The sequence below is a fragment of the Nonomuraea sp. NPDC050790 genome, from assembly GCF_044456745.1.
Classification (GTDB): domain Bacteria; phylum Actinomycetota; class Actinomycetes; order Streptosporangiales; family Streptosporangiaceae; genus Nonomuraea.
The window spans coordinates 249,782-271,323 of sequence record NZ_JBITGF010000012.1 but is presented as its reverse complement, the minus strand read 5'-3'; the positions used below and the strand labels follow the sequence as shown (position 1 = coordinate 271,323).

Here is a 21,542-nt window from a genome sequence, read left to right as displayed (position 1 = left end):
CCGCCCTCATCCGCGCTTGGGCGGCATAGGAAGGAAACCGCTGGTGCGGCGGACGTAGTCGGCGTACCCCGGCCGGGTGGCCGACAGCCTCCGCTCCAGCAGGGGCTTGCCGGTCCTGGCGAGCAGGAAGTAGGTCATGACGACCGGGGAGAGGAAGGTCAGGACACCGGGCCAGCGTTCGGCGGCGATGAGGAAGAGGCCCCACCAGACGACGGCGTCGCCGAAGTAGTTGGGGTGGCGGGTGTAGCGCCACAGACCGGTGTCCAGCACGCGTTCCCTGTTCGCGGGGTCGGCGCGGAAGCGGGCCAGTTGCCGGTCACCGACGGTTTCGAAGACGAACCCCACCAGCCACAGCGCCACGCCCGCCCAGCCGAGCCAGCCGACGAGCCCGGTCGTGGTCATGCCGACCTGGACGGGCAGCGAGACGAACAACATGATCAGGCCCTGCGTCACGTAGATCATCCGGAAGGCGTAGGCGTCGCGGCTGCCCGGGGCCTTGGCCAGGAGCGCCTCGTAGCGGGGGTCCTCGCCGCCGCCGGCGACCCGCCGGCCGAGGTGCAGGGCCAGCCGCAGCCCCCACAGGCAGGTCAGGACGAGCAGCAGGACGCGGCGCAGCGGGTCGCCGCCGCCCTGGACGAAGGCCGCCAGCGCGATGACGGCGAAGCCGAGCCCCCAGGCGGCGTCGATCACGGCGTGCTTGCCCGCCTTGATCCCCACTCCGAAGGTGATGACCATGAGCAGCGCCACCAGGGCCAGGCAGGACAGGAAAACGCTCATCGGTCTCTCCTCAGCACGATCTGGTGGACGTCCATGCGGCCCTGCTCGAAGGCCAGCATGCCGCCGGCCAGGTACAACTGCCACACCCGGGTACGTTCGTCGCCGATCAGCGCCCTCGCCTCCGGCAGACGCGCCTGGAGGCGCTCCTGCCAGGCCTGGACGGTCCGCACGTAGTGATGGCCGAGCGAGGAGGTGCCCTCCACCGTGAACCCCGCCGCCGCCAGCATCGTCGTGGTCTGCGCCAGCGGCCTCATGTGCATGTCGGGGGCGATGTAGCGTTCGATGAACGGGCCGCCGCCGGGCCGGTTCTCGCGCGCCATCTGCTGGATGAGCGCCCGGCCGCCGGGGCGCAGCAGCCGGTGCAACGCGGCCGCGTAGCCGGGGTAGCCGGCCCGGCCGACGTGCTCGCCCATCTCGATGGAGCAGATCGCGTCGTAGGGGCCGTCGTCGAGGTCGCGGTAGTCCTGCGCCCTGATGTCCACGGGCAGTCCCGCGGCCCGGTCGAGGGCGAAGCGCCGCTGGGCGGCCGAGAGCGTGACGCCGACGACCGCCACGCCGCGCCGGCCGGCCGCGTGCAGGGCCAGCGAACCCCAGCCGCAGCCGACGTCGAGGACGCGCATGCCGGGCCGCAGCCGCAGGTGGTCGCAGATCTGATCGAGCTTACGGCGCTGCGCCCGCTCCAGATCGTCGCCGGGTTCGAAGACGGCGCAGGAGTACGCCATCGAGTCGTCCAGGATGAGCTGGTAGAACGCGTTGGACAGGTCGTAGTGGTGGGCGATGGCGGCACGGTCGCGCCCGCGGGTGTGCGAGCGGCCGCGCAGCCGTGCCTCCGCGGCCGGTGTCTTGGGCCTGGGGCCGAGCACGCCCGGCAACCGGATCAGCGCCAGCAGGTCGCGCGGGCGGGGACGGACGGCGGGAGCGGCGCGTACCCGGCGCAGGGTCTGGGTGAGGTCGCCGTCGAAGCGGAGGTGGCCGCTGACGTAGGCCCTGGCCAGGCCGAGCTCGCCCGGACTCCACAGCAGGTGCCGGGCGGCGATGGGGCTGCGCAGTTCGAGCGTGGGGGCCGCGCCGTCCTCGCCGCCGTGCGTGCTGCCGTCCCAGAACCGGATCGTCACCGGCGGCCTTCCGCCGAAGAGCGCGTCGATCGAGTGTCCCGCGCGGGCCGCGATCGTCGTCAAGAACGTCTCCTTTCCATGGTGAGCTGCCAGACGTCGAGGTAGCCGGAACGGAATCCGGCTTCGGAATAGGCGAGGTAGAACCGCCACATGCGGTGGAAGGTCTCGTCGAAGCCGAGGTCGGTGATGTGGTCGCGCTGCCGGGTGAAGCGTTCGCGCCACAGGCGCAGGGTGTGCGCGTAGTGCTCGCGCAGCGACAGCCGCTGCACGATGCGCAGCGGCCCGAGCAGGCTCTCGATCGCGGGTACGGAGGGCAGCATGCCGCCGGGGAAGATGTGCTTCTGCACCCAGGTGTGGGTGCCGAGGGTGGCCAGCATGCGATCGTGCGGCATCGTGATGGCCTGCAGCGCGATCCGGCCGCCCGGGGCCAGGCGCCGCTGGAGCACCGCGAAGTACTCCGGCCAGTGCCGGGCGCCCACAGCCTCGATCATCTCGGCGCTGACGATCGCGTCGAAGCTGCCGTCGACTTCGCGGTAGTCGCACAGCCGGAACTCCGGTGGCGCGGCCAGGCGGGCGGCGCGCGCTCGTTCCTTGGCCAGCCGTACCTGCTCGCCGGACAGGGTGATCGAGACCACCTCGGCGCCGCGCCGCGCGGCGCGGACGGCCAGTTCGCCCCAGCCGCTGCCGATCTCCAGCAGGCGGGTTCCCGGCCCGACTCGGGCCTGCGTCAGCAGCCGATCGATCTTGCGGCGTTGCGCGGGCGCCAGGTCGGCCCACGTCGCGGCGGCCGGGTCGGCGAACCAGGCCGCGGAGTAGGTCATGCTCTCATCGAGGAAGGCGGCGAACAGCTCGTTGGACAGGTCGTAGTGCCGCGCGATGTTGTGGCGCGCCCCGTCCGGGGTGCCGCGTACGGCCCGCGGCGTCCTCGGCAGGACCGTGCGCCGCAGCTTCTGCAGGGGGGCGGGCACCAGCCGGTCCACCTCACCGGCCAGCGCCGTCAGCACCCCGACCAGGTCGTCGGCGTCCCAGTCGCCGGCCACGTAGGACTCCCCGAACCCGATCAGCCCGTCGGCGCCCACCCGATGGAAGAAGGACGCGGGCCGGCGCAGCCGTAGTCCCTCCAGGGCGGGCCCCATCCTTTTGACCACGTGCAGGAACAGTTGCCGGGCCACCTGGGCGCGCAACCAGGCCGCCGGTGCGCCGGTCATCGGTCCGCTCCCGGTGGCCGGATGGTGAGACCGCGCAGATACAGGCCGATCCCCTGGCGGCGGATGCGGGCGCTGGTGAGGATCGGCGCCAGGACGTGCCGTGCCTTCATGGCCCTCACCCGGCGGCCGCGCACGCTGGCGGCGAACGGCGGCCTGCCCTCCCGGTGCAGGGTGACCGTCAGGCGAAGCCGTTCGCCGGGGATCGGCAGGTCGACGCGGTAGAAGCCGTCGACCCCGTTGAACGGCGAGACGCGAAAGTCCTTGGCGACCTCGTGTGCGCCGGGCCGCAGAAGGTAGCGGTGGCGTCCGCCATAGGTGTTGCGCACCTCGGCGACCGTGGCCGCGAGCCGTCCGGCCGCGAAGCACCAGTGCACCCGCAAGGGGTCGAAGGCCCAGCCCAGCAGCCGGTGGTGGGCGAGGGTCAGCACCCGATCGGCGGCCAGCTCGTGGCGGGCCAGGAACGCGTCGAGGTCACCGCGCCCCGCGGGCGGCGCGACCGGCGACCTGCGCGGCCGATCGTCGGCGTCCACCAGGCACAACGCGGTGCGGTAACGGAAGGCGTTGTGCACCGGCTCGGCCCGCGCGTGGGTGATCACGCACTCGTAGAGGATCACCAGTCACCGCCCAGCGCCTGGGCGGCCAGCAAGCCGGAGCGGCAGCCGTCCTCGTGGAAGCCCCAGCCGTGATAGGCGCCGGCGAACACGATCGACGCGTCGTTGAGCGAGGGCAGCCGCCGCTGCGCCGCGACCGACGCGGGGGTGTACACCGGATGGTGGTAGACCATGCGCGCGAGTTGATGCTGCTCGGCGATCGGCTCACCCAGGCTGACCAGGTACGGCTGGCCCTGCAGACGGTCCATGTCATAGCTCACCCGCACCCGCGGCGCGGCGGCGGCACGGCAGTCCATGCGCAGGTTCCACGACGCCCGCGCCCCGGGAGCCCGCGGAAGGAGCGTGGTGTCGGTGTGCAAAACGGCTTCGTTGCGCGAGTAGGTGAAGGCGCCGAGCACCTCGCGCTCGGTGGGTGTCGGCTCGGCGAGCAGGCGCAGCGCCTGGTCGGGATGGGTGGCCACGACCGCGGCCGCGAAGGTGTGCCTGCCGTCGGCGACCAGTTCCACGCCGTCGCCCGAGCGGCGCAGCTCGCGTACCGCGCAGTTGGTGTGAACGGCGGTCAGGTGCTTGGCGATGCGCTCCACGTAGGCGCGCGAGCCGCCGACGACGGTGCGCCAGCTCGGCGAGCCGCCCACCGCCAGCATCCCGTGGTTGCGCAGGAAGGTGAACAGGTGGCGGGCGGGATACTCCAGGGCCATGGCCGGCGCGCACGACCAGACCGCCGAGATCAGCGGCGTAAGGAAGTGCGTGCCGAAGTAGGTGGTGAAGCCCTCGGCGAACTCGCCGAGCGTCCGGTCCTGGCCTGAGGCCAGGAGGTGCCGCGCCGCTCTGCGAAAGCGCGGCATCTCGCCCAGCATTCTCAGGTACGCCGGCCGTGGGCGTTGTGCCAGAAGCCCGGTCAACCCCTTGCCACCGGCGTACTCCAGCCCGCAGCCGGCGCACGCGACGGACAGGCTCATCGGCGACGCGCGGGTCCGCACACCAAGCTCGGCGAACAGCCGCGTCAAAAGCGGATAGGTCCGGCGGTTGTGCACGATGAAGCCGCTGTCCACGGCGCCGGTCGGCACGTCGTGGGTGTGGGCGTGGCCTCCGAGCCGCGCGTCGGATTCGAACAGGGTGACGTCGTGGTCGCGTTGCAGCACGTAGGCCGCGGTGAGACCGGCGATGCCGCTGCCGATCACCGCGATCCTGCGTCGTTCCATGTGGTCCACATACGCCTATTCGGAGCCGACGTGCCGCCGGTTGCCTTTCCCGGACATTTTGTTCAGCAGGCTGAACATAAGCATAATAATCAGCATGCTGAACAATTGGAGCGCGGGCCGGATCCTCACCGCCGGCGTGCTGGCCGGCGCGATCATCACCGCCCTGATCTGGCTGCTCGGCCAACGCCTGCACGGCGTCACGCTCCTGCCCGACCAGGGCGTGTCCTGGTATTACTGGAAGCTACCCGAACCGACCCTGTGGACCCGGCTGTCGGCCTGGCTACCCTACGCGGCCCACCAACTCGCCCTGTGGGCCCTCATCTACTACGCGCAGACCAGGGTGGGCCGCTACACGCGGGGCCTGCACCCGGTGAACGTCGTGGCGCTCGGCGTCAACGCCGCCTTCATCGCCCTGCACATGGCCCAGACGCAACTGTTCTACGACGGCCTGGCCCAGGACGTGTCCATCTTCAGCTCTCAGGGATCGGTGATCCTGCTGCTGGTGGTCGTCCTGCTCATGGAGAACCGCCGGCGCGGCATGTTCTTCGGCAGACCGGCCCCGATCGGCGCCCAGGTGGTGCGCTTCGCCCGCCGCTACCACGGCTATCTGTTCAGCTGGGCGGCCGTCTACACCTTCTGGTACCACCCCATGGAGGCCACCAGCGGCCACCTGATCGGCTTCTTCTACATGTTCCTGCTGCTGCTCCAGGGCAGCCTGTTCCTCACCCGCGCCCACACCAACCGGTGGTGGACCCTCACCCTGGAACTGGCCGTCGCCGTCCACGGCACGCTCGTCGCCGTGATGAGCGGCGGACCGGACGGGGCGTGGCCGATGTTCCTGTTCGGCTTCCTCGGCGTCTTCGTCGTCACCCAGATGCACGGCTTGGGGCTGACGCGCGGGGTGCGCTGGTCGCTGGGCCTGGCCTACGCCTTCGGCGCCCTCCTGGTGTACGGCTTGCGCCACGACCTGTCCGGCGTCCTGGCCGTGGGCCGGATCCCGGCGATCGAATACCTCGTGGTGGCCGTGATCGCCGGGATGATCTGGCTCGGCCTGGCGATCGCGAAAAGACGGCGATCTCCTGAGCCGGTTCACGATCGCCGGGTGGAACAATGAGCGGGTGGCCGACATCGACTCCTGGCCCACCGGCCGGCTGCTGTCGGTGGCCGCCCGCCTGGTGGAGGGGCGCTTCCATGAGTTCCTCGCCGCGCACGGGCTGACCCACGCCGGCCTGATCGCCCTGCACCACCTGGCCGAAGGGCCGCTGACTCAGCGCGAACTGGCGGGGCTGTGCCGCGTGACCGACCAGACGATGAGCCGGACGATCGAGCACCTGCGGCGCGCCGGTTACGTCGGCAAGCAGGCCGACCAGCGGGACCGGCGGCGCGTGTCGGTGACCATCACCGACACGGGCGCCGCGACCCTGGCACTCGCCCACGAGGCCGAACGCACCTCGGAGCAGTTGCTCGGCGCCGTGGACGACTACGAGCAGTTCAGACGGCAACTGATCAAGCTGATCACCATCGCCTGAGCAGGCGCACCGTGCAACCGCTGCCGGTCTCCGGCCGAACGCTGACTGTGAAAAGGAGACAACGGACGGATCACAGAGGTGATCATGGCCAGGCTCGACGCGGTGCCCAAGGCCATCAGCGGGCCGTCGGGCTTTCTCGACGACCGGCTCGGGGCGGGCAACTTCCTCAGGCGCAACCTCCGCAAGATCTTCCCGGATCACTGGACGTACCTGCTGGGTGAGGTCGCGCTCTACTCGTTCATCATCCTGCTGCTGACCGGCACGTTCCTGACACTGTGGTTCAAGCCGGGCATGGAGCACGTGATCTACGACGGGTCCTACGCGCCGCTCAAGGGCGTGGGGATGTCGCAGGCGTACGCGTCGTCGCTGGAGATCAGCTTCGACGTGCGTGGCGGCCTGCTCATGCGGCAGATGCACCACTGGGCGGCGTTGCTGTTCGTGGCCAGCATGATGGTGCACATGCTGCGGGTGTTCTTCATGGGCGCCTACCGCAAGCCGCGTGAGCTGACGTGGCTGATCGGTGTCGTCCTGCTCGCGCTGGCGCTGGTGGAGGGCCTGACCGGGTACTCGCTGCCGGACGATCTGCTGTCGGGCGCGGGCCTGCGGATCACCGAGGGCGTGGCGATCTCGTTGCCGCTGGTCGGGACGTACATCACGTTCTTCTTGTTCGGTGGCGAGTATCCGGGGACGGAGGTGATCTCCCGGTTCTACTCGCTGCACATCCTGCTGATTCCGGGCCTTCTGCTGGCGTTGGTCGGTGCGCATGTGGTGCTGACGTGGGTGCAGAAACACACGCAGATGCCGGGTAACGGCGCGAACAACCGCAATGTGGTGGGTGCGCCGCTCTATCCTGCCTTCATGCTGAAGGCCGGTGCGTTGTTCCTCTTCACGTTCGCGCTGATCGTGGCGTTGGGGACGTTCGCACAGATCAATCCGATCTGGATCTTCGGCCCGTACAACCCGGCGGACATCTCGGCGGGCTCACAGCCGGACTTCTACATGGGCTTCCTGGAGGGGTCGCTGCGGTTGATGCCGGCCTGGGAGATCAACCTGTTCGGCACCTCCTATGCTGGGACGCTGCCGTTGAGTGTGATCATTCCGGCTTTGGGGCCGATGGGCGCCATCATCACGGGTCTGGCGCTGTATCCGTTCCTGGAACGCTGGATGACCGGTGACCACCGGGCGCTGCACGTGTCGGACCGTCCGCGCAACAACCCGCACCGGACTTCGATCGGCATGGCCGCGATCGTGTTCTACGGGGTGTTGTGGTTGCTGGGTGCCAATGACGAGTTGTCGGCCAATTTCCAGATCAGTCTGAACGTGACCACGTATGTGGGGCGGGTGCTGGTGCTGGTGGGGCCGGTGCTGGCGTACGCCATCACGTACCGGATCTGCCTGGGGCTGCAGCGTTCGGACGCCGCGGTGATCGGCCACGGGGTGGAGTCGGGGGTCATCAAGCGGCTGCCGCACGGTGAGTTCGTCGAGGTACACACAGCGCCGATCGACACGGTGGAGGACTCGCTGCGCTCCAAGGAGCCGGTGCCGATGCTGCCGGTGGAGAAGGACAGCGCGGGCATTCCGCCCAAGGGGATGCGCGGCCTGCTGGGCAAGCTGCGCGCGGCCCTGTCCAAGTGGTACGGCGGGGAGAAGATCCCCCTCGACAACAGCCGCGGCCACGTCGGCGTCGGCCACGTCGGCGGCGACGGCGACGCGCTCTCGGCGGACCGGCGACAACCTCCCGAGCCGACCCGCTGAGCCGGCTCCTGCCCCTGGGCCCGCTGGGATCCTCGCACTGCCAGGCCGGTGACCCCACGCGCTCCGCGGTCAGGCCGGTGACCCCACGCGCTCCGCGGTCAGGGCGGTGGCACAACGCGCTCCGCGGTCAGGCCGGGGCGGCCCCGTCGCGGAGCTGTTCAAGCCGCTCAGCCAGGAAACTCCAGGTCCGCCAGAACTCCGCAAGATGCTCGCGCCCGCTGTCGTTCAGCGAGTACACCTTGCGCGGCGGCCCCTTCTCGGAAGGCACCTTCTCCACGTCAACGAAGCCACGGTTCTCGATCCTGACCAGCAGCGCGTAGATGGTGCCCTCGGCGATGTCCGAGAAGCCCTGGTCCCGCAGCCACGCCGTGATCTCGTAGCCGTAGGCGGGCCGCTCGGACAGGATCGCCAGGACGATGCCCTCCAGCGTGCCCTTGAGCATCTCCGTGACCTGCTTGCCCACGGAACACCCTCCCAGCTACCTAGCACGATCCACTATCAGTAGATAGTATCACTAAATAGCCCCCCGGCCGCCGCCCGTCGCCCGCTGCAGCCATATTGACACGCCACCACCCCCAGCAGTGACCACAATCACGGGTAACCCCCATTCCCGAGTCACCGCACTAACGAGTCGCCGGCCCAGGGGCCACCGACCTCACGGGTTGCCCGCACTCACTGGATGCCCGCACTCACGGATACCCGCCTTACGGGTTGCCCGCACCGACGGGTCCGTGCGTTTACGGGTACCTGCGCGCAGGAGTCACCGCGTCCAGGAGTCACGGCATTCAGGCGTCACCCGCACTCAGAAGCGACCGGCGTCCTTAAACGACCGGCGCTCAGGAACTGCCGGCGCTCAGCAGTCACCGCGCAGGCCGATCCCCCACGATGGCGATCGCTGCCGCCGGGCAGACCGCGACCGCCTCGCGGACGGCAGCGAGCTGTTCAGCACCCGGATGCCGGTCGAGCACGACACCGGTGCCCTCATCGCTCTGATCGAACACGGCAGGCGCGGACAACACGCACATGCCAGAACCGATACATCTGTCCCCATCCAGGGCGACTTCCACGACTGACCACTCTCCAAGGTCGCGACAGGCATCCAACCAGCCCAAATACCCGACGACATGGGCAACATCGGGCCGATGAAGCGGCACGCACACACCGCAGAACTCCCAGCACCCACCTACCACCTGACCGGTAGGCGCTCCCACACCATGGGCGTCCCAACACCTCCCAACCGGCTGGTAGACCGTGCCTAGCAACGCGGAGTCCAGCGCCTACCGCCTGACCGGTAGGCGCGCCAACGGCCGTAACCGTCCCCCACCCCTACCACCTGACCGGTAGGGCAAGCACGGCGGCGCAAGTCCAGCACCTACCATCTGACCGGTAGGCGCACAGCACGTCGTGGCATCGCGCCACCTACCACCTGACCGGTAGACGCAGTGCGGGCCGTGGCGTCGCGCCACCTACCACTCGACCGGTAGGCCCAACAGCAGGTCACGGCTTCGCGGTGCCTACCAGCTGACCGGTAGGCGGTCCACGCCGTAGATGTCCACCAGTCCCCGCATCGGAACCTGGTCCGCCGGTACCGCCAGTCGCAACCCCGGAAAGCGGCCGAACAGTGCCGGAAAGGCCGCCCGCATCTCGACCCTGGCCAACTGCTGCCCCAGACACTGATGAATCCCATGCCCAAAGCCCAGATGACCGGAGGCGTCACGACGCACGTCCAGGGCGTCGGGGTTGGGGTACTTTCTGGAGTCGCGGTTGGCGGCCTGCAGGGCCAGCGCCACCGATTGCCCAGCCTTGACGGTCTGCCCGCTCAGCTCAACGTCCTCCAGCGCGGCCCGCACCCCGGTATGAGCGATGCTCAGAAAGCGCATCAGCTCCTCCACCGCGTTGCCGAACAGCGCAGGATCGGCACGCAGCAGCGCGAGCTGGTCAGGGTGCTGAAGCAGCGTGTAAGTGCCCAGTGCGATCATGTTCGCGGTCGTGTCGAGCCCAGCGCCCAGCAGGAACGCGCCGACACGGGCCAGCTCGTCTTCCGACAGATCGGTCTCGGTCAGGTCGCTGAGCAGGTCGTCGGTGGGGTTGGCGCGCTTAGAGCGCACCAGCCCGCTGATGTAGTCGCCCAACTGCTCAAAGGCGGCGAACTGCTCCTCCGGGGTGGCACCCAGCCCGTTCACAGCGGCCGCGAGCTTCTGGAACTCCCCGCGGTCCGCGTACGGCACGCCGAGCAGCTCGCAGATCATCACCCCGGGCACCGGCTGAGCAAGGACCTCGACCAGGTCGGCTTCCGAGCCGGATGCGGCCATGGCGTCGAGGTGCTCGTTCGTGATCTCCTCGGCGCGCTCGGACAGCAGCCGCATGCGCCGGACCGTGAACTTGCCCGCCAGCACCTTCCGGTACCGGGTGTGCTGGGGCGCGTCCATCCCGCCCAGGTCGCCGGGCTCGGCGGGCGGCAAGGGGCCGAGGTCGGCCAGCGCGTAGTGGATCAGCTCGTGGCGCGAGGAGAAGCGCGGGTCGGCAATGATGGCGCGGACCTCGTCGTAGCCCAGGGCCAGCCACCCCTCATGCCCGTCGGGGAAGATCAACGGCCGCAGCGGCTGCTCCTCGCGCAGCGGCGCGAGCTCGGCGGGCGGGTCGAACGGCCGGTCGGCGGGGCGGGTCCACGGGATCGCGGTCAGCGGCTCGGTCATGAAGTTCCTCCCACGGCAGGGTGAGCACGTCGTACACCTGATGGGAACACTGTACGCATGAGGATCGGTGTACGCAAGGCCGTAACGACGTGCGCGTCAGGACTCGGCGGCGACAGGCGGGGAGGGGGCCGGTTCGTGGCGTGGGTTGGCGAGGTCGTGGGCCGAACGGGCCAGCCAGATCAGCGTCAGGGCACCGGCGCACGTGGAAACCGCGCTGGGGACGTCGCCGACGGATTCCACGAGCCGGTCCAACAGCCCAGAGATGATCATCAGGACCAGGGAGGCGATGCCGTACACGACGGTCGAGGTCTGCCAGAGGCTGTCGTTCCGCTGCGCCCGCAGGAGCAGAACCGTCCAGACCAGCGCCGCCAGACCGCCGAGCAGGAGCGGTCCGGGAAGGTCCACCGCAAAGCCGTCGAGCACCTCGAAGATGGCCACGCAGACATACCCGGCCACGCCGATGGTGCGCATGTGGTCGGATTTGGTGTCGCCACGGGTCAAAACGGGGTGGAACAGCCACACCACCGCCAGCATCACCACGGCGTCGAGTACCCCGATCCACCAGGTCCAGAAGGTCGAGACAGGGTAGATCAGCCAGGACGCCGCCGCGACGTACAGCGCGATCCGCAGTCGCGTGATGTCGCGGTCGGCCGCGGGCGGCGGGCCTGTCAGCGGTCCGCGCAGACCCTGCCACAACGTCCACGCCCACATTCCACCGACCAGAACGAGGATGATCAGGTTCGTCCGGGTCACCGGGACTTCTTCGTCCGTCACGGGTATCAGCGTCAGCCGCAGCATCGCGTCCAGGTCGCCCGTGACGAGGGCGAGCACCGCGACGATCGCCAGCGCGAGGAGGTAGACACCGACGACGAGGAGGGCAGGCAGGCTTAATCGGTACACGTGGCACTTCCTGGGGTGAAGATGATCGAATGCCTCACCCTAGCGATCGTTCGGCGGAGATGTCGGCGACGAAGGCCGCCATCACCGCGGCGCACTCGGCCGAGTGGGTCTCGAGGACGAGGTGGCCGCCGTCGTACACGTGCATCTCGAGCCGGTCGAGCGTCCGCGCGTACGCCATGATCTCGGCCAGGTCGAAGAACGGGTCGTGCCGACCCCACAGCAGCAGGCCGGGCGGCTGGTGGGTCCGGTGGTAGTCGGCCAGTTCATCGAACCGGGCGACATGACTGGCGTAATCGCGAAAAAGCTGGAACTGGGCCTCGACGTTGCCGGGCCGCGACATGCGCTCCCAGTCCAGGTACCAGGGCTCGGGCGGGTGCAGGGGGCGTACCCGCTGGGGCAGTCCGCCCAGGTACTGGTCGCGGGTGCCCTCGAAGTTGAGCCATTCGGGCAGTTTGGCGCGGTTCGCCTCGGACGGATCTGCCCAGAAAGCGCGCGCGGTGTCCCAGCCGGGGCCGAGGCCGTCCTCGTGGGCGTTGCCGTTCTGCACGATGAGCCCGAGGACGCGCTCGGGCCGCCGGGTGGCGAGGTGGTAGCCGACCGGCGCGCCGAAGTCGTGCAGGTAGACGAAGAACTCCTCGACTCCGATCCGCTCCAGGAACGCCTCCACGATGTCGGCCAGGCGCGCGAAGCCGTACTCGAAATCGCCGACGCGCGGCGCGCTGGAGAACCCGAAGCCCGGCAGGTCGGGGGCCACGACCCGGCTCACCTCCGCCAGCGGGCTGATCACGTGCCGGAACGTGTGCGAGGCGCTCGGGAATCCGTGCAGCAACAGGACGCACGGACGGTCCCGCGCACCGGCTTCGCGGTAGAAGACATTGATTCCGTCCACGTTCAGGCTTTGGTGGCGTGGCTTCTGGATCGCCCGCATCTCGGGATCTCTCCTCGTTTGGTACGTGCTGTCGCGGCAGGTGGCAGCTACCACGGCAGGTGACAGCTACCCGCTACCCGAACGGAGGGCGTTACTCCCGGCCCGGCTTGGCGGCCCGGACGATCGCCGAACGCAGCCCTTCACCGGCGTCGGCGGTCGGGGTGACGCTGATGTCCGTGAAGCCGGTCTCCGCCAGCAGTCGCCGGTACTCGGCCGCGGTCAGGGTCCCGTTCGCACAACCGACGCGTTGCTCGGCCGCCGTGCGGGCGTCGGGGTCGAGGTCCTCGTCGGCGATCACGTCGCTGATGCCCAGGCGTCCGCCCGGTTTGAGTACGCGGAAGGCTTCGCCGAGCACGGCCGGTTTGTCGGTGGAGAGGTTGACGACGCAGTTGGAGATGACCACGTCGACGGCCGCCTCGGGCAGGGGGATGTCCTCGATGTGGCCGTGCAGGAACTCCACGTTCACCGCTCCGGCCTGGGCGGCGTTGGCGTTGGCGAGGGTGAGCATGTCGGGGCTGGCGTCCAGTCCGTAGACGTGACCTGTTGGGCCGACGCGGCGAGCGGACAGCAGGACGTCCAGCCCGCCGCCCGAACCCAGGTCGAGCACGGTTTCCCCGTCCTTCAGCTCCGCGACGGCGAGCGGATTGCCGCAACCCAGGCTGGCCCGCCGCGCCGCCTCGGGCAGGTGATGGAGCGAATCGGCGTAGGCGTCGGCACCGAAGCAGCCGGCATCGGGCTCCCCGTCCAGCGGCACACCACCCGCGAGAGCCGTACGCGCCAGATCGGAATACCGCCCGACGGTCGCGGCACGCACATCGCCGGGCCGCTGCGGAGTGGTCGGCGATGCGCAGGCGACAGGCGTGGCCGGAGCCTGCGGGGGGACGGGTGCGGCGAAGGCGGGAGACGCCGAAGCCTGCGTCAAGGTCGGCGAGGCATCGCCGGAAGGAGCCTGTGAAGCGGTCGGCGAACCCCAGGTTGGAGGCGTGGCCGGAGCTTGCGGGGTGGTCGGCGAGGCGCAGGTTGGAGGCGTGGCTGGAGCTCGGCCCATCACGAGGTCGGCGGCGCTGGGGAAGCAGTCCACGCAGGCGTCGTTGATCCGGTAGAAGGCCGAGGTGCCGACGCGTTCGGCCAGCACGAACCGTACCTCCGACAGCACCTTCAGATGCGCCGAGACGGTGGACTGTCCGACCACGACCGCCTCGACGATCTCCCCCACACTCATCGGTACGCCGCGGCGCGCGAGCAACGAGACAATCTGGACCCGGGTCGCATCTGCCAACGCCTTGAACCAGGTCGCGTACTCGACCGCGGCAGCCCGATCCAGCGATCCACTCTTATTTTCATTCATCGTTAATCGACGATAGACGATGAAGCTACCTACCGAAAGGTCAGCCGATACCGAGACGCCGGGCGGTACGCGGCAACCTGCGTACCGCCTCCGCAGGGTCCTCGGCATCCCACTCCTCACCACCCAGCCCTACCGGCCCGATCGGAAACCTGGCCTCGACGCCCACCTCGGGCACCCGACCCGTCACCTGCTCGTACGCGCCCATCCCCGGATGGCCGAGCGCCTCGAACGCCGGCCAGTCGTCTTCAGGCCAGGAAGCCGCTTCAGGATCGCCGAGGCGGCGGGCATGCCTCTGCGCCAGAGCCCGCCGAACCTGCGGCAACTCGACCAGTTCCTCAGGGCAGCCGGTCACGCGTTCGCAGGCTTCACGGCCCAGGCCGATGAGCCAGTTCGCGAAGTACTCGAAGCTGTTCGACGACCCGCCACCAAGGACGAGGTCATAGGCGCCCGCCAGGTCCCAGGTGCCGGCACGGTTCTGCGTGACCTTCCACCAGACGCAGTAGTCGGCGATCGCCTCGGCGGGCAACCGCGACAACTCCTCCGTCAGCCATTCCACCCGGTCACGCTCACTCCCGCCCCGCTGACCAGATCGCTCAATCAGATTCCAGAAGGTCTCCTCATCCACACGCCGATGATCGCACTCGTCTTCTCTGATTTGACAGATATCAAATCAGCGATGCACACTCGGCACTGATTAGAGGTTCATCGAAACAGTGGAGGAGACAAATCATGTCTCGTGTCCAGCTCGCCCTGCGCGTCGCCGACCTGCAGGCGTCCATCGACTTCTACAGCAAGCTCTTCGGCACCGAACCGGCGAAGCTCCGCGACGGCTACGCCAACTTCGCCGTCACGGAGCCCCCGCTCAAGCTGGTACTCATCGAAGGCGACCCCGGCACCGACACCCGCCTGGACCACCTCGGCGTAGAGGTCGCCACCACCGATGAGGTCACCGCCGCGACGACCCGCCTGGCCGGGCAGGGCCTGGAGACGACGGTCGAGGAGAACACCTCCTGCTGCTACGCAGTCCAGGACAAAGTGTGGGTACGCGGGCCCGGCAGCGAGCCTTGGGAGGTATATGTCGTCAAGTCCGACGCCGAAACCCTGACCAGCCTGTCCCCCTCAGCCTGCTGCTAACCCGGACCCACCTCAGCCCGCGCCGCCCAACACCGCGCTGCGCCCAACACCATGCTGCGCCCAACACCGTGGACGGCCGACGCCGTGCACGGCCAACCTCACGGATGGCCGACCGGCCCGGGTGGCCGCGAACTCGCCATCAGCCGAGAGCTCGCCGTAGCCAAAAAATCGCCGTCGGCCGAGAGCACGCCGTCAGCCGCGCGCTCGCCGTTGGCCGAGAGTTCGCGATTGGCCCAACCATCCCCGCGCCGTCACCCACAACCTGCTCGTGGGTGACGGCGCGACCACCAGCGTCACCCGCTGGCACACACTCGCGACCACCAGCCTCACCCACGAACGTGCTCTCTCGACCTCCGATGCTGTTCGACCGCGTTGTTTGAACCACCAACGGTCGAATAGGCCGCCAAGGGCCGCACGCGATAAAACCCGGCGACACGCGCGGGCCAGCTCGCGATAATGGCCGCCGTGGAAGAGGTAGAGGTCGTCGTAGCACACAGCGAGCGGGCGACTCTGCGCGTCGGCGACACGTTCCTCAAGATCGACACCGACCAGACCCGCATCGACGTAGAAGTCGAGGCGATGACCCTGGCCCCGATCCCCACGCCGAAGATCTTGTGGCGCAACCCGCCCGTCCTCGCCCTCGCCGCCCTCCCCGGCACCGCGCTAGGCCACCTCGGCCGACCAACGAACGCATCACCGGCGGCCTGGACAGCGGCAGGCGCCGCCGTACGAAAGCTGCATGAAGCCCCGCTGCCTCCATGGCCCGGCAGTACCCGCGACGAGATCGCGGCGCGCCTCGACGGCGAGTGCGAGTGGCTCATCACCAACGAGGTCCTCCCCACCGACCTCATCACGCGCAACCGCAAGATCGCCGAGACCGTCCTCCGGCCGTGGACACCCACGTTCATCCACGGCGACCTGCAGCTCAGCCACGTGTTCGTGGACGGCGACGAGATCACCGGCATCATCGACTGGTCCGAGGCGAGCCAGGGCGACCCCCTGTACGACCTCGCCATCCTGACGCTCGGCCACCCCGAACACCTCGCCGACGTCATCTCCGGCTACGGCACCGCCGTCGACCTGGACCTGATCCGCGCCTGGTGGTCCATGCGAAGCCTGCTGGCGATCCGCTGGCTGGCCGAGCACGGCTTCGACCCGTCCGCGCCCGGCTGCGAGATCGACGTCCTGAAAGCCGCCCGCCCCGACGGACGAATCAGAGCATAGGCGGCACATGCCAGGATCGACCGTGTGGACGTGGACGAGTTCTGGTTCCTGATCGAGCGGTCGGCGGGTGAGACCACCGCTAAAGAGCAACGTCTGAACTGGCTGCACGATCAGTTGGTGCGACGTCCCGCCGAGGAGATCATCGATTTCGAAGCCTGGATGGTCACAGCCCGCCGCAAGATCGACACCTGGTTGATGTGGGGCGCGGTACGTGCCCTTGACCTGGACGGGTCCGGCGACGGCTTCTGGTACTTCCAGATGTGGCTCGTCGGTCTGGGCCGTGAGACCTTCGAGCGGGTTGCCCGTGAGCCCGATGCGCTGGTGGACGTTCCGGCGGTACGGCGACTTGTCCTCATGACGCGGAAGCGGCAGACGTGGACACGGGAGGACTGGCCCACGTTCGAAGCCCTGGATTACGTGGCCATGAGGGCTTGGGAGCAGGCGACGGGCAAGGGACATGAGGAACTGGCCGAAGCCCTGACGTCTCGCGGCTTCGAGCTGTTCGCGATGCCCAACCCCACAGACGAGGCGTGGGAACTCGACGATGCGGAGGAGAAAGCTCGCAGACTCCCCCGCATCACCAGATACATGACCAGCGTGCCGTCCCACTCCGACCCCACCTGATCATCCGACCATCGTGAACACCACGATTTCACCTGGTTGTAGGGTCGATGGCATGCCTGATGAGATCACGGTCCGGCCTGCCGAACCCGGCGACGGGGACGTCCTCGGTGAGATTCACGCCCTGTCCTGGGGTGTCTCGCACGGTCCGCTCTGCGCGCCGAAGGTCGCCGCGGCCGGGGTCAAGGAACGGCGTACCAGGTGGCACGGCATTCTGGCCGAGGGCGGGGACACGATCCTTCTGGCGCGGCTGAACGAGCGGCCGGGTGCTTTCGCCCGGTTCGGGGCGTCCACCTCCCGCCCGGGCGTCGCGGAGATTCAGACGTTCTTCGCCCACCCGGACGTCTGGGGAAGCGGTATCTCCATGGCCCTGTTGACCGCGATCCTGGACCGAGTACGAGATGCCGGATATGACGACGTGCACCTGTGGACGCTCCGGGACTCCGCGCAGGCACGCCGCTTCTACGCTAAGAACGGCTTCGCCGAGACCGGCAGGACCCACGACCACGAGTTCGACGAGGGACCCCCGCTGGCACTCGTCGAACTGGAACGAGCCGTACCCGGCCGCTGACCCCCGCGGCTCAGCCGGTCACCGACCCGCGTCGGGTCGTGCACCGGGACGCACGGCTTGACGGCGCCCTCGATCACCGTCGCGGTGAGATGCGATTTGACCGGTCCCTCCGGGTTCTCGGTGAACGCCAGCGCCACCGTCTGCCCCTTCCCGACATAGCCCGTACGTGGCGAGAACCGACTGGAGGCTTACAACTCGACGGGTTGCGGCATTCTCACTGCTGGTTGGACGTGGTTTGAGCCTGGGCCCGGACTTCGCGACTGCGGTTCCGCCCGACGACTGCGGCGGACCATACCTGCGCGACACCCGCCGCCAAGAGCGTTAAGCAGGCATCTGTGGTCTTGACGAGGATCTCGGTTCGATAGACCATCCGCGCGATGGGCAATTTCCGGCAACTCCCTGGAGGTGCACGTGAAGCTGACCTTCCTCGGCAGCGACTGCGAGAAGGATGAATGTCCCACCCTGTACGAGACCGACCGCGACACCTTCGTCGTCAGAGGTTGGACCGTCGACGGGGATCCGGGTTCCGTCGAAGTGCCGCGGCCGCTCCTGGCCCAGCTGACCCGCAGTCGCCTGCACCCGGACGGCACCGACCCGCCGCCGCGCGTCGGGCTCACGGACCGCGGGACCTACCGCGTGTACGGCCGGCCGATCGAAGACGCCGACGCACTACGGCACCTGGGCCTGCCCGCCCATGAATCCGCTGTAGAGGTATCGGCGGCACTGCGCCTGGTGGTAGATCAGGAACATGCGCCTGTTGACCGTTGAGGAATGGCGCGTCCTGTTCGACGCCTTCGAGCGGGACGCCTTCCATCTCGAACTTCGGGACTCTTACGGCGTAGCGGGCGAGCAGTCCCGCTTCGGCAGATGGCTTGCCGGAGAGCGTCAGTCGCACGCGGAGGTCGCGGCCTGGTTCGCCGACTGGACGGACAAGGTCCGGGCGAAGGCCGCCGAGGGCAGGTCGGTGCGCAGGGTACGTGTGATCAGTGAGCCGGTCAGCCCATACATCGAGTTCGAGTGGCAGGACACCGTCCACAACGTCGAGGCGGGCGAGGACATCCGCTGGTTGCCGCGCCACCTGCTGCCCGAGCAGGTGGCGTTCCCTGTTGACGGAAACGATTGGTGGCTGCTCGACGATCGGATCGTGGTCGTCAACCGTTTCGACGAGGAGGGCCGGTCGGCGGGCCGTGAGCTTGTCGACGATCCGGGCGTCATCTCGGACTGCGTCCAGGTCAGGAACCTGCTGTGGTCGGTGGCCATCCCGCACGCTGAGTACAAGCCTGTCATCGCGCGGCCGTGACAGCGCAGATCCAACAGGCGAAGGAGGCATTCGGCGCGCGCCTCAGAGAGATCCGCGAGGACGCGAATCTTCTGGGACGGCAGCTCGCCGAGGCGGCCGGATGGCAGCCGTCGAAGGTCACCCGCATCGAGCGGGGCACGCGCAACGCCTCCGAGGACGACCTGCGGGCCTGGTGCCGTATCTGTGGCGCTCAGGAACAGCTCGCGGATCTGATCGCGACTCGCCGCAACATCGAATCCGCGTACGTGGAGTGGCAACGCCAGCTCCGTGTCGGCCTGAGGCGGCGCCAGGAAGCCTCGGTGCCGCTGTACGAGCAAGCGAGCCTTTTCCGGGTCTATCATCCGTTTCTGATTCCTGGGCTGCTGCAGACGCCCGGCTATGCGGCCGCCGTAATGCGGCAGGTTCGCCTCTTTCTGTCTCTTCCTGATGATGTGGACGATGCCGTCGAGGCGCGTATGGACAGGCAGCGAGTCCTGTACAGGGGCGATCGCCGGTTCATGTTCGTGATCGAGGAGCAGGCACTCAGGACACGGGTGGGCGACCCGGACGTGATGGCGGGCCAGTTCGACCGGCTGATCTCTTCGATGAGCCTCCAGCGCGTCAGCTTGGGCATCATTCCGGCGGGGGCCTCTCGTGAGATCTGGCCCGCAGAGGGGTTCCTCATGTTCGACGATCTGACCGTGCGGGTGGAGACGGTCAGCGCCCAGTTGACGATCACACAGCCGCGCGAAATTGCCCTCTATGGCCGGACGTTTGAGCGAATGCAAGCCATAGCTGCGTACGGCGGGCAGGCTAGAGAGTTGATCCTCGAAGCTGCTGCGGCAATCTGAGGCAATTTCGTTGAGCCGCCGGTTCGGTGCCTCTTAACGTCTTGTGCATGGTCCCCCGTATACCCCTCTGTGGCGCCCTAGCAGTAGGTGGCGTTATCCATCACCGTCCGCCATCGCCTGCGGTCTTGAACAGGCCCGCGTTGGGGCGACGGTCCCCTGCTTGGGAGGAGATGTGACCAGCCTGCCTGACTTGATCACGGACCAGGATCGGGCCGTCTGGCGGGGGCAGGCGTATCGGCTGCTTGGGAAGATCTACACCGTGCTGGCGGTCGTGCATTACGACGAAACTCTATGAGCCGCTCTGCCTCCGCGTCGGCGGCAGCCACCTGGACGCGGGGCGATGAAACTCCCGGCCTCCCACGTCAGGCCGGGACCGACCGTCTCACACCACACGGGCTGGAGGGCCGGAAAGTGGTTGTGAGACACGTGGCCCCGTCTCCGCTTCCCGCAGGAGTACCCCCGGAGGCGGGGCCGCTCGGCTTCAGGACGTCACTGCCACGGCACTCAATTGCGCCGGAGTGAGGGGCCAGCCGGTCAGCGACAACCCCGTTCCCCGATCAAGGAAACCCTGTGGGCCTATTCCCCAGCCAGTCCGAGGAGCAGGTGTTTTGCCCTCTACCTGGTTAGCAGCTCCCGGATGGCTGGCCAAGGAAACCCAGTTGGCCCACACCCCAACCGGCACGGGTGGGCAGGAGCTGGCTGGCCACCTAGCTGGGCAAGGGGTGGGGCCCAAAGAAGGCGCCCGAAGGACCGACGCGGGGTCGAGCCCCCGGCTCGACTGGAAGAAACGCCTGAGCGCCATCACGCGCGAAGCGCGCCAAAAGCGATGACCTTGCCTTTGAGCGATGACCTTGCTTTTAGGCGGCCGCCATCTTCCGAAGCCGAGCCAGCGCGTCCCTCTCGATCCGCCGTGCCCGGTCCCGCCCGATCCCGTACCGCTCCCCCACCTCGGTAAGCGTGTGCTCGCGCCCATCCACCAGCCCGTACCTCCACCGCAGCATCTCGGAGGTGTCCCCTTCGAGGTCGGTGAGCCACTGATCCAGCCGCTCCCTCTCCAGGATCTCGATCGCCTGCTGCTCAGGATCCGCCCAGGTCTCGTCCGCGATCATGTCGCCGAGCTCGGTCTCGTCCTCGTCCCCGACCCCAAGCTGCAGCGAAACCGGATCCGAAGCCCACCGCCGCAGCTCCCGCACCCGCTCGATCGGCAGCTCCAGCACCTGGGCGAGATCGTCATCCGTGGGTTCGGTGTCGAACTCGGCCAGCATGTCCCGGCGTACCCTCATCAACCGGGTCATCTGCTCCCCCGCATGCGTGGGCAGCCGGACCGGCCGCGCCTGCTCGTGGATGGCGCGTCCCACCGACTGCCTGATCCACCACGTGGCATACGTCGAGAACTTGTACCCCCGCTGGTAGTCGAACTTCTCCACCGCGCGCACCAGACCCAGGTTCCCCTCCTGGACCAGGTCGATCAGCGGCATCCCCCGCCCGGAGTACTTCCGGGCCACCGCCACAACCAGCCTCAGGTTGGCCTGGATGAACTCGTCCTTCGCGCGCTGCCCCGATATCGCCAGCCGTTCGAGCTCCTCGTCGGCGACGTCACCGATGCGGGGCTCGGAGCCTCCGCTGTCGAGCAGTTGCTCGGCGAACAGCCCCGCCTCGATCCGCTTGGCGAGCTCGACCTCCTCCTCGGCGGTGAGCAGCGGGACCCGGCCTATCTCCGCCAGATAGGTTCCGAGCAGGTCGCGCTCGGCGACCTCCTGCGTGCGACTCCCCGTAGGCCTTGCCATCCCCAG

Annotated in this window: 23 protein-coding genes; 10 read left to right on the top strand and 13 right to left on the bottom strand. The window is 68.5% G+C overall.

Annotated elements, in window-relative coordinates; translation table 11 throughout:
* Positions 1–6: 6 nt before the first annotated feature.
* Genes ACIBEJ_RS45220 through ACIBEJ_RS45200 form a run of 5 tightly spaced genes read right to left on the bottom strand, consistent with a single transcriptional unit; the run spans position 7 to position 4,913 of the window.
* A complete protein-coding gene (locus ACIBEJ_RS45220; RefSeq protein WP_397189158.1) occupies positions 7–777 on the bottom strand; it encodes a DUF1295 domain-containing protein in 771 nt (256 codons plus the stop codon).
* Entirely contained in the window at positions 774–1,955 is a 1,182-nt protein-coding gene (locus ACIBEJ_RS45215; RefSeq protein WP_397189157.1) for a class I SAM-dependent methyltransferase, read from the bottom strand. Before ACIBEJ_RS45215 ends, ACIBEJ_RS45220 begins: the two co-directional genes overlap by 4 nt.
* Positions 1,952–3,100, bottom strand: a complete 1,149-nt coding sequence (locus tag ACIBEJ_RS45210) for a class I SAM-dependent methyltransferase (protein ID WP_397189156.1) — start codon at positions 3,098–3,100, stop codon at positions 1,952–1,954. Before ACIBEJ_RS45210 ends, ACIBEJ_RS45215 begins: the two co-directional genes overlap by 4 nt.
* Positions 3,097–3,714 (bottom strand): DUF1365 family protein, encoded by a 618-nt coding sequence (locus tag ACIBEJ_RS45205; protein WP_397189155.1) that lies wholly within the window; start codon positions 3,712–3,714, stop codon positions 3,097–3,099. The genes ACIBEJ_RS45210 and ACIBEJ_RS45205 overlap by 4 nt, the downstream gene beginning before the upstream one ends.
* A complete protein-coding gene (locus tag ACIBEJ_RS45200) occupies positions 3,711–4,913 on the bottom strand; it encodes an NAD(P)/FAD-dependent oxidoreductase (protein ID WP_397189154.1) in 1,203 nt (400 codons plus the stop codon). Before ACIBEJ_RS45200 ends, ACIBEJ_RS45205 begins: the two co-directional genes overlap by 4 nt.
* 94 nt (positions 4,914–5,007) lie before the next feature.
* On the opposite strand from ACIBEJ_RS45200, the gene ACIBEJ_RS45195 reads away from it, so the two are divergent.
* The 3 genes from ACIBEJ_RS45195 to ACIBEJ_RS45185 all read left to right on the top strand — a co-directional run bounded on the left by ACIBEJ_RS45195 (position 5,008) and on the right by ACIBEJ_RS45185 (position 8,197).
* A complete protein-coding gene (locus tag ACIBEJ_RS45195; protein ID WP_397189153.1) occupies positions 5,008–6,027 on the top strand; it encodes a hypothetical protein in 1,020 nt (339 codons plus the stop codon).
* A 4-nt stretch (positions 6,028–6,031) separates the two neighbouring features.
* The gene (locus ACIBEJ_RS45190; RefSeq protein ID WP_397189152.1) at positions 6,032–6,442 is read left to right on the top strand and encodes a MarR family winged helix-turn-helix transcriptional regulator; all 411 of its coding nucleotides are present in this window, start codon (positions 6,032–6,034) and stop codon (positions 6,440–6,442) included.
* A gap of 84 nt (positions 6,443–6,526) precedes the next feature.
* The gene (locus tag ACIBEJ_RS45185) at positions 6,527–8,197 is read left to right on the top strand and encodes a cytochrome bc complex cytochrome b subunit (RefSeq protein WP_397189151.1); all 1,671 of its coding nucleotides are present in this window, start codon (positions 6,527–6,529) and stop codon (positions 8,195–8,197) included.
* Between the two features lie 127 nt (positions 8,198–8,324).
* Here ACIBEJ_RS45185 and ACIBEJ_RS45180 read toward each other — a convergent pair whose 3' ends face one another.
* From ACIBEJ_RS45180 to ACIBEJ_RS45150, 7 genes are all read right to left on the bottom strand, one after another.
* Positions 8,325–8,660, bottom strand: a complete 336-nt coding sequence (locus tag ACIBEJ_RS45180; RefSeq protein WP_397189150.1) for a PadR family transcriptional regulator — start codon at positions 8,658–8,660, stop codon at positions 8,325–8,327.
* 397 nt (positions 8,661–9,057) lie between these two features.
* The gene (locus ACIBEJ_RS45175; RefSeq protein WP_397189149.1) at positions 9,058–9,264 is read right to left on the bottom strand and encodes a ferredoxin; all 207 of its coding nucleotides are present in this window, start codon (positions 9,262–9,264) and stop codon (positions 9,058–9,060) included.
* A gap of 447 nt (positions 9,265–9,711) precedes the next feature.
* On the bottom strand, positions 9,712–10,893 hold the full coding sequence (locus tag ACIBEJ_RS45170) for a cytochrome P450 (RefSeq protein ID WP_397189148.1): 1,182 nt from the start codon (positions 10,891–10,893) through the stop codon (positions 9,712–9,714).
* A 96-nt stretch (positions 10,894–10,989) separates the two neighbouring features.
* Positions 10,990–11,793 carry a hypothetical protein gene (locus ACIBEJ_RS45165; protein ID WP_397189147.1) on the bottom strand — a complete coding sequence of 268 codons (804 nt, stop codon included), beginning with the start codon at positions 11,791–11,793 and terminating at the stop codon, positions 10,990–10,992.
* Between the two features lie 34 nt (positions 11,794–11,827).
* Positions 11,828–12,682 carry an alpha/beta fold hydrolase gene (locus tag ACIBEJ_RS45160; protein WP_397189146.1) on the bottom strand — a complete coding sequence of 285 codons (855 nt, stop codon included), beginning with the start codon at positions 12,680–12,682 and terminating at the stop codon, positions 11,828–11,830.
* A gap of 130 nt (positions 12,683–12,812) precedes the next feature.
* Entirely contained in the window at positions 12,813–14,069 is a 1,257-nt protein-coding gene (locus ACIBEJ_RS45155; RefSeq protein WP_397189145.1) for a metalloregulator ArsR/SmtB family transcription factor, read from the bottom strand.
* A 40-nt stretch (positions 14,070–14,109) separates the two neighbouring features.
* Positions 14,110–14,694 (bottom strand): DUF4240 domain-containing protein, encoded by a 585-nt coding sequence (locus tag ACIBEJ_RS45150; protein WP_397189144.1) that lies wholly within the window; start codon positions 14,692–14,694, stop codon positions 14,110–14,112.
* A gap of 104 nt (positions 14,695–14,798) precedes the next feature.
* Here ACIBEJ_RS45150 and ACIBEJ_RS45145 point away from each other — a divergent pair, with 104 nt between their 5' ends.
* From ACIBEJ_RS45145 to ACIBEJ_RS45115, 7 genes are all read left to right on the top strand, one after another.
* Positions 14,799–15,203, top strand: coding sequence for an ArsI/CadI family heavy metal resistance metalloenzyme (locus tag ACIBEJ_RS45145; RefSeq protein WP_397189143.1), 405 nt, complete (start codon positions 14,799–14,801; stop codon positions 15,201–15,203).
* Positions 15,204–15,668: 465 nt separating this feature from the next.
* Positions 15,669–16,427, top strand: a complete 759-nt coding sequence (locus ACIBEJ_RS45140; RefSeq protein ID WP_397189142.1) for a phosphotransferase family protein — start codon at positions 15,669–15,671, stop codon at positions 16,425–16,427.
* Between the two features lie 24 nt (positions 16,428–16,451).
* Positions 16,452–17,051 carry a DUF4240 domain-containing protein gene (locus ACIBEJ_RS45135; RefSeq protein WP_397189141.1) on the top strand — a complete coding sequence of 200 codons (600 nt, stop codon included), beginning with the start codon at positions 16,452–16,454 and terminating at the stop codon, positions 17,049–17,051.
* A 52-nt stretch (positions 17,052–17,103) separates the two neighbouring features.
* Positions 17,104–17,619 carry a GNAT family N-acetyltransferase gene (locus ACIBEJ_RS45130; protein WP_397189140.1) on the top strand — a complete coding sequence of 172 codons (516 nt, stop codon included), beginning with the start codon at positions 17,104–17,106 and terminating at the stop codon, positions 17,617–17,619.
* Positions 17,620–18,030: 411 nt separating this feature from the next.
* Positions 18,031–18,387, top strand: coding sequence for a hypothetical protein (locus ACIBEJ_RS45125; protein ID WP_397189139.1), 357 nt, complete (start codon positions 18,031–18,033; stop codon positions 18,385–18,387).
* Positions 18,377–18,919, top strand: a complete 543-nt coding sequence (locus tag ACIBEJ_RS45120; RefSeq protein ID WP_397189138.1) for a DUF6879 family protein — start codon at positions 18,377–18,379, stop codon at positions 18,917–18,919. Before ACIBEJ_RS45125 ends, ACIBEJ_RS45120 begins: the two co-directional genes overlap by 11 nt.
* Positions 18,916–19,749, top strand: coding sequence for a helix-turn-helix domain-containing protein (locus ACIBEJ_RS45115; protein WP_397189137.1), 834 nt, complete (start codon positions 18,916–18,918; stop codon positions 19,747–19,749). Before ACIBEJ_RS45120 ends, ACIBEJ_RS45115 begins: the two co-directional genes overlap by 4 nt.
* 857 nt (positions 19,750–20,606) lie before the next feature.
* Here ACIBEJ_RS45115 and ACIBEJ_RS45110 read toward each other — a convergent pair.
* On the bottom strand, positions 20,607–21,536 hold the full coding sequence (locus ACIBEJ_RS45110) for an RNA polymerase sigma factor RpoD/SigA (protein WP_379609264.1): 930 nt from the start codon (positions 21,534–21,536) through the stop codon (positions 20,607–20,609).
* Positions 21,537–21,542: the final 6 nt, after the last annotated feature.